We start from the raw sequence: 11,934 nt of genomic DNA on the forward strand, positions 1-11,934 counted from the left end.
TATGACAGCACGTTATTCAGGCTTGATGTCGGGATTATATCGCCATATTTAGGGATAAAATAAATTCTATGTTTGAAACATAAAAGCCGCCCTCTAGGGCGGCTTTTATGTTTTAACTCGCGCACGATGAAAAGTCCATTCAATCTACTTCTTCTTTTTCTTCCCCTTCGAGGACGATGTTGCAGGCTTGGCTTTTGCTTTTACAGCCGCCTTCTTTGCTGGAGCTGCCTTTTTCACCGTAGACTTCTGTTCCTCTTTCTTCTTACTTTTTTCTTCCTCAGCTACTGCCTTTGCCAGCTTCACATAGCGTTCCACCGTCCATGCCACGGACAGGCCAGTAATGACCTCGTCCTTCTTCATTTCGACGATGACATCACCCCTGCTGGAGGCGCGTTTTCTCACGGCAGCCGTATCCAGCCGCGCGGATTTGGGTGCGCCTTTCGCGAGGACAATGGTTGCCATGTGATTCGGTTTGCCGCTGACCGCGCCGACGAGCGTGATCTTCTTCGGCAAATCCCAGGCGCGGACGCCCTTGCCATAGCGGCCTTGTGACGGGAAGTCCTTCTGGTCCACGCGTTTGGCTTTGCCGTCACTCGCCAGCAGGAAGATCTCCCCTTCAGCAGGTAGAATTTCCGCGCCGACCACTTCATCGTTGTCATCCAGTTTGATTCCGTTCACACCCGCAGCGACGAGTCCCATTGGGCGCACGTCATCTTCCTTAAAGCGGATCGCCATACCGCTGGATGTGACCAGCAAAATATCCTTTTTCTTTCCATCGGTCAAACCGACCCAGCCAAGACCATCACCTTCATTGACCCTTGCAAGAACAAACGACTGCGACGACGGGCCAGGCAATTCAGTCACGAGACTCTTCTTGATCATGCCGAAGCGCGTGATGGAAATGACACAGGTCTCTTCGGGGAATTCGGATTTACGCGCAGGCAGGGCAAACATGGCGGAAAGCACATCGTCCTCGCCCAGCGGCGCGGCTTTTTGATACGGCACACCGTCGCTCAATTTTTCAGATTCGGGAATGACATGCAAAGCGATTGCCGCGGCCTTTCCATTTTCAGCCACGAGGTAAAGCGTGTCTGTTGTTGAGGCTTTCACCAGCCAGCGCGGCGCATCGTTGCCCGAATGCTTCGGCTGCTTGTCGTCATGCGTGCGTGCGATGATCCCATCCGCGGTGACGCCGACCCAAACCGTTTGATCGGGCATCAGGTCGGTGGCGGTGAGCATCTTCGCAGACTTGCCCTTCTTCAAGCTGACGATCTGTGTACGACGGCGATCACCATATGCGGCTTTCACTTTCAGCAATTCATCGGCCACCACACCACGCATCAATTTCGGCGACTTTAACAGCGTGGTCAATTCCTTGATGATGCCGGTCACTTCCTTGTATTCGGTTTCGATCTTCTTGCGTTCAAGCGCGGCCAGGCGGCGCAATTGCATATCGAGGATGGCGTTGGCCTGTAACTCTGTCAGCTTGTAGCGCTTCATCAGTTTTTGGCGGGCAGTTTCAACGTCTGGTGCGCTGCGGATGATTCCAATTAATTCATCCAGATTCTTTAATGCGATCAAATATCCTTCGAGGATATGCGCGCGGGCTTTGGCTTTTTCCAGGTCAAATTCAGCGCGTCTTTTTATGACTGTGATTCGGTGCTCGACATAAACACGGAGCGCCTGTTTGAGAGTGAGAGTGCGCGGTTCGCCGTCAACCAGCGCAAGCAGGTTGATGCTGAAAGTGGTCTGCATCGGAGTGCGCTTGTACAATTCGCGCAGCACAGCTTCGGGCTCGGCGTTCTTCGTCATTTCAAGGACGATGCGCATGCCTTGACGGTCCGATTCGTCGCGCAGATCGGAAAGACCTTCGAGATGACCATCGCGCGCCAATTCGGCAATGCGCTCGATCAAACTGGACTTGTTGACCATGTACGGCAGTTCGGTGACGATGATGCGGCTCTTGCTGCGTTCCATCTCTTCGATGTGCGCCTTGGCCTGCACCGTGATTCGTCCGCGCCCCGAGCCATACGCAGATTCGATTCCCTCTTCGCCTTTTTCCTGAATGATGATGCCGCCCGTGGGAAAATCGGGACCCTGCACGAATTCCATCAACTGCTCGACATCGATGTCATCGAGTTTTTCCCAGCGTTCGATCATGTATATGATCGCATCCACGATCTCGCTGAGATTATGCGGCGGAATAGACGTGGCCATACCCACCGCAATACCCGTTGCGCCATTCACCAAAAGATTCGGAATCGCGGCAGGCAAAACATGCGGCTCTTCGAGCGTATCGTCGAAGTTCGGGATGAAATCAACCGTATCTTTATTGAGATCAAAAAGAATATCGAGCGCGGCAGAGGTAAGACGCGCCTCGGTATAACGCATCGCCGCAGGCGGGTCGCCATCCACGGAGCCGAAGTTACCCTGACCATCCACAAGCAACGTACGCATGGAAAAATCCTGCGCCATGCGCGCCATGGCTTCGTACACCGCGGAATCACCGTGCGGATGATATTTACCAAGCACTTCACCGACGATACGGGCGGATTTCTTGTAGGCTGTATCAGCACGAATACCCATGTCGTACATCGCATACAGAATACGGCGCTGCACGGGCTTGAGTCCGTCACGCGCATCGGGCAGCGCGCGCGCCACAATCACGCTCATCGCATAATCGAGATACGATTGCTGCATTTCAGTATCAATATCTATTTTTCTGACAATACCGAGTTCCATATCAAATCCTTTTTTAGCCGCAGAAAAATGGGAAGGAAAGCCTGCGTTCTTCGCGCTTTTCGCGGTTAATGATCTTTTGTTGTGAATGAATGTTCTATTTCGGGGCTTATCTTACGGGGAAAGATGGCAGTCGTCAAGTGGCTTGACTGACTTCCCACCTCAAAGTAAAATCACGCTCGCATGCGGGAGTCGCCAAGTGGTAAGGCATCAGCCTTCCAAGCTGATATTCGTGGGTTCGAATCCCATCTCCCGCTCTTTTTGTCGGTGCTTCAGTGTCACGTTTCAGGTGTCAAGTGCGTGACACTTGACACTGGAGCACCTGACCCTTTAACGGGCCCGTGGCGCAGCGGTTAGCGCAGGCGACTCATAATCGCTTGGTCGCAGGTTCGAATCCTGCCGGGCCCACAAATTGTTCGCATGCCCCATCGAGGGATAGGATTCAAACCCTGCCGAGCCACACTCCATTCATGTTTCAGGGGAAAAATCCTTTTCATCCATGTTTATCTGTGGTGACAAACCACATCCCAATCTCTTAATCCAAAAATCTAATGTACAATTCCAGCATGCCTTTGCTGTGGATTTCACTTAACTTTATTACAGGCATCCTTGTTTCGAGCCTGTTCTCCTTTAGCTTGATCATATGGGGCGGGGCGGGAATTGCCATCATACTCACGGCCAGCCTCTTTCTCCCTACGCGGTTTTCCTCCAAGACAGCATTAAGATCGTATCGTTCGATAGAATTCATTCATATAGTCTACACATTCTTTTTCTTCTTTGGGGCAGTCTGGTATCAATTCCGCCAACCCAGCATTGACGCATCCCAAGTCGCTTTTTACAACGACCGCGAATATGAAATACTGGTCACAGGCAGGCTGGTGGAGCCGCCGGATTACCGCGACACCTACACAAATCTGCATCTCAAAGTGGAAGCCGTGGATTCAGGCAGCGGCGACCTGCCGACAGGGGGCGAGTTGCTGGTACGCGTACCCGCCAACCAGACCTATGAATACAGTGAACTCATCCGTGTGCGCGGCAGGCTAAAAACCCCTCCCGAAGATGACGATTTTTCCTATCGTGAATATCTTGCCCGCCAGTACATTTATTCCTACATGCCTGTCGCGGAAGTCACCCGCCTGCCCTGGAAAACGAAGAATCTATTCTTTACCGAAATCTACAAACTTAAACAGGCCTTGCTTAATAACACCTACCGCCTCTATCACGACCCCGAGGCTTCCCTGCTGGCAGGAATCCTCTTCGGCGTGGACACCGGCCTCACCCGTGAATTACAGGATGCATTCAAGAACACCGGCACCGCACACATCATTGCCATCTCCGGATTCAACATTGCCATCATCGCGGGAATGTTCTTCTTTCTTTTCAAACCGATTCTTGGTGAAAGGCTTGGGGCGGTGGCTGCAATCATCGGGATCTCTTTCTACGCCTTCCTTGTCGGCGCAGACGCCGCCGTGATACGCGCCACGCTCATGGGAACCATTTCACTGGCAGCACGGCAACTTGGCAGGCGCAACACGGGGTTGAACGCATTGGCGGCTGTTGCATTCTTCATGGCTTTCTTCAACCCGCTTGTGCTTTGGGATGTGGGTTTTCAACTTTCATTCTTCGCCACACTGGGTCTCATTCTTTACGCAGAACCATTCTCGAACTTCACCAGCAACATCATCTCCAAATTCTCGAAAAGCGACACGAGCATGCTCACCCGTCTCATCAACGATTATTTCGTACTGACCTTTGCCGCACAACTAACCACCATTCCAATTATGGCTTATCACTTTAAACGCATCTCCCTTATCTCGTTCATCGCGAATCCCTTCATCCTGCCTGTACAGCCCGCAGTGATGGTTGGTAGCGGGCTGGCTGTTTTCGTCAGCCTCATCATTTACCCGCTCGGCCAGTTGCTCGCGTGGATCGCATGGCCATTCTCCACATACACCATCCGCATGGTGGAATGGTTCGACAAGGTCCCGCATGCATCCATTTATCTTGGGGACTCGTCCATCTGGCTGGTCACCTCTTTTTATTTTGCGCTTCTCGCTGTGACCTTTGGCTGGTCGGCCATTAAAGAGTGGTTCAGCACCCGCAGAGAGGTGCTTCGCTCCTTCATCCTGACAGGCATCATCATGCTGTTATTCTCCTGCACACTTGTCTTCTGGCGCTCCGCCGAAACCGCAGGCGATGGAGAATTCCACATCACCTTCCTGGAAGTCGGCTCTGCGGATGCCGTGCTGATCCAAACACCCGAAGGCAGGAACGTGCTCATCAACGGTGGAGCAAGTGTCTCCGAACTTTCAGATGAACTTGGCAGGCGTTTGCCGTTCTTCTCGCGCAAACTCGACTGGCTTGTCATCGCATCCACACAGGAGAATCAGATCAAGGCATTGCCGCGCATCATGGAAAGATATCCGCCCGATAATGTTTTGTGGAGCGGCAATATGCAGGCTTCATTCGCCGCCCAGGAGTTGGATAAATTCTTCGCGGATCACGAGATTCCCATCACCCGTGCGGAATCAGGACAAAGGCTTGAGCTGGGTGGCGGCGCATTTATCGAGATCCAGGCCGCAGGTCCGAAGGGAAGCGTGATCCTCATCGAATATAAGAACTTCCGCGCCCTGCTTCCCATTGGCGCAGGGGAAGATAATACGGGTACGATCAACTTTGGCGATGCACTCGAAACAAAAGTGGATGTGCTGCTGCTGGCCGATTCCGGGTACGCGCCCTCCAACCCGCCTGGGCTCATCGAGACCCTTAAGCCGCAATTGGTGGTGCTGAGCGTTTCCGCAGGCGACCCGGACGGACTGCCCTCGCAAGAAGTGTTGGAAGCCCTGGATGGCTACTCTCTGCTGCGGACAGACCGCAACGGGTGGATTACCGTGACCACCGATGGCGACACCATGCGTGTGGATGTGGAACGCGGTGAAATCATCGCAACCCCATAGGAGCAAAGTACCCTTTGATTATGCGGGTGGGATGCTAAAATACCGCCCACATAATCAAAGGAGAATGAAATGAAATCTAATTTAAGAGTACTTGGCTTTATTATTATCCTGGCGCTAACTGCACTGGCCTGCGCCGCCCCGAATGTAAGTTCACTCCTCAACCCCATGCCCAGCGATGATTTTTCAAGCGACAGCAGTGGCTGGGGCACTGGCACAGACAGTTCAAGCTCGGTCGAGTACGCCAACGACGGGTTGCAGATGATCGTATACACGCCCTTCTACGTCACCTGGTCTACCCAGAGCCTTGAGACTTTCGAAAACGTTCACATCGAAGTCAGCGTGAAAAATGAAAGCACCGATCCCGAAGCCCTTTACGGCATTGTTTGCAACGAATTGGGCTCCACCGAATCATTTTATTATGTAGGCATCTCCCCGGATGGCTATTATGCCTTCATCAAATCTGCTGTTGCACAGGATGATGTTTTCCTCAAGGAAGGCACTTCCGATTTGATCTCCGCCGCAGGTGGTTCTGTCCGCCTCGGACTGGATTGCGGGAATGGCACACTGGCTCTGTACGTGAATGGCCAGCAGATCGACAGCGTTTCCGACTCCACCTACACTCAGGGCTCGATCGGCCTCTTCGCCGCCACCGATGACCAGGACTCAGGCACGAATGTAACGTTCGACGATTACATCGTGACAAAACTGGGTGAATAAAATTCAAGCAACTTGAAAGTAAAAGTCCCCGTGCCGATTTTGCACGGGGACTTTTTAATTGCTTTTATCTTACGGCACGTTCACTGTAAAGCTCCACACGAGGCTCCACTCGCCGAAGGTGTCATCTGCTTTGATGGCACGGACGCGCCAATAATAGATGCCATTTTCCAATGGCGTTGCCAATTCGCGGGTGGTGGTCTCTGCCGTGTCGTCGAACTCTGGACTGCTGAAGTCTGCATTGTTATCCACTTGAATCTGATATGTCACGCCGTTGAGCACGGCTTCCCATTCAAAGGCGGGCAAGCCCGTTTCATCAGTAGAGTCCACTTCGGGCGTGAGCAGGGTCGGCGCAGTGGGCGGAATGCTCACGGTGAACGAGCGCACATCACTCCATTCTCCAGCAGTATCGTAGATGTTCAATCCACGCACGCGCCAGAAGTACGTACCATCTGTCAGTGCGGTGAGCAGCTCACGGGTGGCTTGAATCGCAGTGTCATCAAATTCGGGACTGCTGAAGTCCTCGGCATCATCCACCTGAATCTGATACTTCTCCGCATTCTCTGCATCCTGCCAACTGAAGGACGCTTCGCCATTCAAGCTGACAGTTGATTCTGACGGAAGAAGCAGGGTCGGCGCCGCGGGTGGGATGTCCACCGTGATCGTCCACGTTTCGCTCCACGGACCCGCCGTCCCGTATTCGTTGATCGCTCTCACCCGCCAGAAGTATTCACCGATGGCAAGCGGCTCGGTCAACGTGCGCTCGGTGGTGTCGGCAGTGTCATCGAAGATCGGGTCGGTGAAGGTTTCGTTATCCGCGACTTGAAGCTGATAGGTCATGCCATATTCCACACTGCTCCAATTGAAGGTGGGCAACCCAGTGTCGCTGGTGGGAAGTTCAAGCGTCCGCAGGCTGTTTCCATTTGGCGCAGCGGGGATGGGCTGGCTGATGGTCACACGCCAGGCTGCACTCCACAAACTCGTGCCGCCAAGAATATTGGTTTGTCTCACGCGCCAGTAGTAAATGCCATCGGCCAATGAGGTGGGTGTGATGGTGTTTGTGGCAGAGTTGCCATCGAACTCGGGACTGCTAAAGGTGGAGTTGTTATCCATCTGCACCTGATAACTGGCGGCGTTCGGCATCGCGGTCCAATTCAAGGCAGGTGCGGGGTTCTGGCTGATACTGCCATTGGCGGGGCTGGTTAGTGTGGGTGAAGCAGGCACCAACGGAATGATGGAAACAATGCGAGTCGTGCTCCATGCACCCCAGTTGCCAGCGGCATCCTTGCCACGAACATGCCATGAGTAGGTGCCGATTGCCATCGCAGGCGGCGTGTGGCTGGTAGTGGTGAGGTCAATGGATGTGTAGGTCGGACTCGAGAAGTCTGCATCGTTGTCGTACTCGAATTGATATTTCGTCGCAGTCGCGGCGGCAGCCCATGAGAAAGCGGGTGTGCCGTTTACAGACACAGCATTTACAGGGGCAGTGAGAGTCGGCGCAACGGGTCCCGTTGTGTCCACGGTGAAGGAACGATAGGCGCTCCACGCGCCAGCCACACCGCTCACATTCAGTGCACGGACATGCCAATACCACACGCCATCGGGGATATTAGCCGCGGTGTAATTCAGGACACCGACTCCACCTGCGAAGGTCTGCTGTTTTGTAGCGAAGGTGGAAGCGTTCGAGATCTCCAGTTCATAGGTGTTGCCTGAGACCACTGAGTTCCATGCGAAATCAGGAGTCGAGTCATTGGTCACCGCAGAAGCAGCTGGTGTTGCCAAAGTCGGCGCAACAGGAACCGCAGGCAGAATAGTAACCGTGCGAGCAGTGCTCCATGCACCCCAGTTGCCAGCGGCGTCCTTGCCACGGACATGCCATGAGTAGGCACCCAAAGCTATTGCAGGTGGTGTGTGGCTGGTAGTAGTGAGGTCAATGGATGTGTAGGTTGGGCTGGAGAAATCCGCGTCGTTATCGTACTCAAATTGATACTTCGTCGCAGTTGTGGCGGCAGCCCATGAGAAGGCAGGTGTGCCAATGATCGAGGCTGCGTTTGCAGGCGCACTGAGAGTCGGCGCAACAGGTCCAGTTGTATCCACGGTGAAGGAGCGGTACGCGCTCCATGCTCCCGCAACACTGTTCACATTCAACGCGCGGACATGCCAATACCACACACCATCGGGGATGGTTCGTGGCGGTGTAATTCAAGACACCCACTCCACCCGCGAAGGTCTGTTGTTTTGTAGCGAAGGTGGAGGCGTTGGAGATTTCCAGTTGATACGTGTTGCCAGAGACCACCGAGTTCCAACTAAAATCTGGAGTGGAATCACTGGTCACTGCGGAAGCAACAGGTGTTGCCAGAGTCGGCGCAACAGGAACCGCAGGCAGAATGGTAACCGTGCGAGTTGTGCTCCATGCACCCCAATTTCCAGCGGCGTCCTTGCCACGGACATGCCATGAGTATGTACCCAATGCTATTGCAGGCGGGGTGTGGCTGGTAGTAGTGAGGTCAATGGATGTGTAGGTTGGGCTGGAGAAATCCGCGTCGTTGTCGTACTCAAATTGATACTTCGTCGCAGTCGCGGCGGCAGCCCATGAGAAAGCGGGTGTGCCGATGACCGATGCCGCGTTTGCAGGGGCACTCAATACAGGCGCAACGGGTCCAGTCGTATCCACGGTGAAGGAACGATAGGCACTCCAAGCACCAGCAACACTGTTCACGTTCAATGCGCGGACATGCCAATACCACACGCCATCGGGAATATTTGTGGCAGTATAGGTAAGGACACCCACGCCACTCACAAAAGTTTGTTGCTTCGTGGCAAAAGTGGAGGCGTTTGAAATCTCCAGTTCATATGTGTTCCCTGAGACCACACTATTCCATGTGAAATCAGGAGTCGAGTCATTGGTCACCGCAGAAGCGGCAGGGTTGACCAACACAGGCGCAACAGGAACCAAAGGCAGGATCGTAACCGTGCGAGCAGTGCTCCATGTTCCCCAGTTGCCAGCGGCATCTTTTCCTCTGACGTGCCATGAGTAAGTGCCGAGTGCCATTGCAGGCGGGGTGTGGCTGGTGGTGGTCAGGTCAATGGAGGTATAGGTCGGGCTGGAGAAGTCCGCGTCGTTGTCGTACTCGAATTGATACTTCGTCGCAGTCGCGGCGGCAGCCCATGAGAAGGCAGGTGTGCCGATGACGGAAGCGGCGTTTGCAGGGGCACTCAACACAGGCGCAACGGGTCCAGTCGTATCCACGGTGAAGGAGCGGTATGCGCTCCATGCGCCAGCAACACCATTCACATTCAAGGCGCGGACATGCCAATACCACACGCCATCTGGGATGTTCGTGGCGGTGTAGGTTAAGACACCCACGCCACCCGTAAAGGTCTGTTGTTTCGTAGCAAAGGTCGATGCATTGGAGATTTCCAGTTGATACGTGTTGCCAGAGACCACGCGAGTTCCAACTAAAATCTGGAGTGGAGTCACTGGTCACTGCAGAAGCGGCAGGGATTGACCAACACAGGCGCAACAGGAACCGCAGGCAGAATAGTAACCGTGCGGGCGGTGCTCCATACTCCCCAGTTGCCAGCCGCATCTTTGCCTCTGACATGCCATGAGTAGGTACCCAAGGCCATCGCAGGCGGCGTGGTGCTGGTGGTGGTGAGGTCCGCGGAGGTGAAAGTCGGGCTGGAGAAGTCGGCGTTGTTGTCGTACTCGAATTGATATTTCGTCGCAGTCGCGGCGGCAGCCCATGAGAAGGCAGGTGTGCCAATGACGGAAGCCGCGTTTGCAGGCGCACTCAATACAGGCGCAATAGGTCCAGTCGTATCCACGGTGAAGGAGCGATATGCGCTCCATGCACCCGCAACGCCATTCACATTCAACGCGCGGACATGCCAATACCACACCCCATCTGGGATATTCGTCGCGGCGTAATTCAGGACACCGACTCCACCCGTGCAGGTCTGTTGCTTTGTGGCAAAGGTGGAGGCGTTTGAGATCTCGAGTTCATAGGTATTGCCCGAGACCACGCTATTCCATGTGAAATCTGGAGTGGAGTCACTGGTCACTGCCGAAGCGGCAGGGCTGACCAACACAGGCGCAACAGGAACCGCAGGCAGAATAGTAACCGTGCGAGCGGTGCTCCATCCACCCCAGTTGCCAGCAGCATCTTTGCCGCGAACGTGCCATGAGTATGCACCCAAAGCTATTGCAGGCGGCGTGTGGCTGGTAGTGGTGAGGTCAATGGATGTGTAAATCGGACTCGAGAAGTCTGAGTCATTGTCGTATTCGAATTGATATTTGGTCGCAGTCGCGGCGGCAACCCAAGAGAAAGCGGGTGTACCAATAACGGAAGCCGCGTTTGCAGGGGCGCTCAACACAGGTGCAACGGGTCCAGTTGTATCCACGGTGAAGGAGCGGTAGGCACTCCAAGTACCTGCAACGCCATTCACGTTCAACGCGCGGACATGCCAGTACCACACGCCATCGGGGATGTTTGTAGCGGTGTAGGTTAGGACACCCACGTCACCCACAAAAGTTTGTTGTTTCGTGGCAAAGGTGGAGGCGTTTGAGATCTCCAACTCATAGATATTGCCTGAGATAACGCTGTTCCATGTGAAGTCTGGAGTCGAGTCATTGGTCACCACAGAAGCAGCAGGTGTTGCCAAAGTCGGCGCAACGGGAACCAACGGCAGAATGGTAACCATGCGGACGGCGCTCCATGCACCCCAATTGCCAGCGGCATCCTTGCCGCGGACATGCCATGAGTATGTACCCAATGCTATTGCAGGCGGTGTATGACTGGTGGTGGTGAGGTCAACGGAGGTATAGGTTGGGCTGGAGAAATCTGCATCGTTGTCGTACTCAAATTGATATTTTGTCGCAGTCGCGGCGGCTGCCCATGAGAAGGCAGGCGTGCCAATGACGGAAGCCGCATTTACAGGTGCGCTGAGAGTCGGCGCAACAGGTCCAGTCGTATCCACGGTGAAGGAACGATAGGTACTCCATGCGCTTGGGACATCTAAATAGTTGATCGCTCTGGCACGCCAATACCAAATTCCATCTGGCAGGGTTGTGGCGGTATAAGTCAATACGCCAGTACTGGCGGAGAAAGTCTGCTCGGGGGAGGCAAAGGTGCTGAGGTTGTCGATCTGCAATTCGTAGCGGTCATCTTCCACGGCCATGTTCCAGGTGAGGTCTGGAGTGTTATCGGGGAGAAGCGCTGCATTGGCCGGATTGACAAGTGTCGGCGTGGCGGGAAGCGGCGGGGTCAGAGTGAACTTCCATGCCGGGCTCCATGGCCCCCAGTCATCTGCGGTGCGGACTCTCATTCGCCAATAATGCACGCCATAATCCAAGGACGGACTGGTGTAGCTTGTGCCACTCGATTGATAATGGTCAATGTCTCCGAACTCGGCATATACACCCAGTTTATCGACTTGTAAATGGTATTCAAGCGCGCCTGTGACAGCTTTCCACGTGAAAGTAGGCGTGGCAGTGGCTATGTAGCTATCTTTGGCTGGGCTG

Annotated in this window: 5 protein-coding genes and 2 tRNA genes; 4 read left to right on the forward strand and 3 right to left on the reverse strand. The window is 54.1% G+C overall.

Annotated elements, in window-relative coordinates; translation table 11 throughout:
- Positions 1 to 144: 144 nt before the first annotated feature.
- Entirely contained in the window at positions 145 to 2,742 is a 2,598-nt protein-coding gene (gene gyrA / locus IPI86_RS03755; protein ID WP_345296649.1) for a DNA gyrase subunit A, read from the reverse strand.
- A gap of 182 nt (positions 2,743 to 2,924) precedes the next feature.
- On the opposite strand from gyrA, the gene IPI86_RS03760 reads away from it, so the two are divergent.
- From IPI86_RS03760 to IPI86_RS03775, 4 genes are all read left to right on the forward strand, one after another.
- Positions 2,925 to 2,996, forward strand: a tRNA-Gly gene (locus IPI86_RS03760).
- Positions 2,997 to 3,074: 78 nt separating this feature from the next.
- A tRNA-Ile gene (locus IPI86_RS03765) sits at positions 3,075 to 3,147 on the forward strand.
- Between the two features lie 143 nt (positions 3,148 to 3,290).
- On the forward strand, positions 3,291 to 5,696 hold the full coding sequence (locus IPI86_RS03770) for a ComEC/Rec2 family competence protein (RefSeq protein WP_345296650.1): 2,406 nt from the start codon (positions 3,291 to 3,293) through the stop codon (positions 5,694 to 5,696).
- Positions 5,697 to 5,765: 69 nt separating this feature from the next.
- On the forward strand, positions 5,766 to 6,413 hold the full coding sequence (locus IPI86_RS03775; RefSeq protein ID WP_345296651.1) for a hypothetical protein: 648 nt from the start codon (positions 5,766 to 5,768) through the stop codon (positions 6,411 to 6,413).
- Between the two features lie 69 nt (positions 6,414 to 6,482).
- Here the strand turns inward: IPI86_RS03775 and IPI86_RS03780 are convergent, their stop codons facing one another.
- Both IPI86_RS03780 and IPI86_RS03785 read right to left on the reverse strand, forming a co-directional pair.
- Positions 6,483 to 8,552, reverse strand: a complete 2,070-nt coding sequence (locus IPI86_RS03780; RefSeq protein ID WP_345296652.1) for a hypothetical protein — start codon at positions 8,550 to 8,552, stop codon at positions 6,483 to 6,485.
- Between the two features lie 1,335 nt (positions 8,553 to 9,887).
- The coding region (locus tag IPI86_RS03785) for a hypothetical protein (RefSeq protein ID WP_345296653.1) at positions 9,888 to 11,934 on the reverse strand (2,047 nt) is incomplete at its 5' end.

This window comes from Candidatus Villigracilis affinis (assembly GCF_016705895.1).
GTDB lineage: Bacteria > Chloroflexota > Anaerolineae > Anaerolineales > Villigracilaceae > Villigracilis > Villigracilis affinis.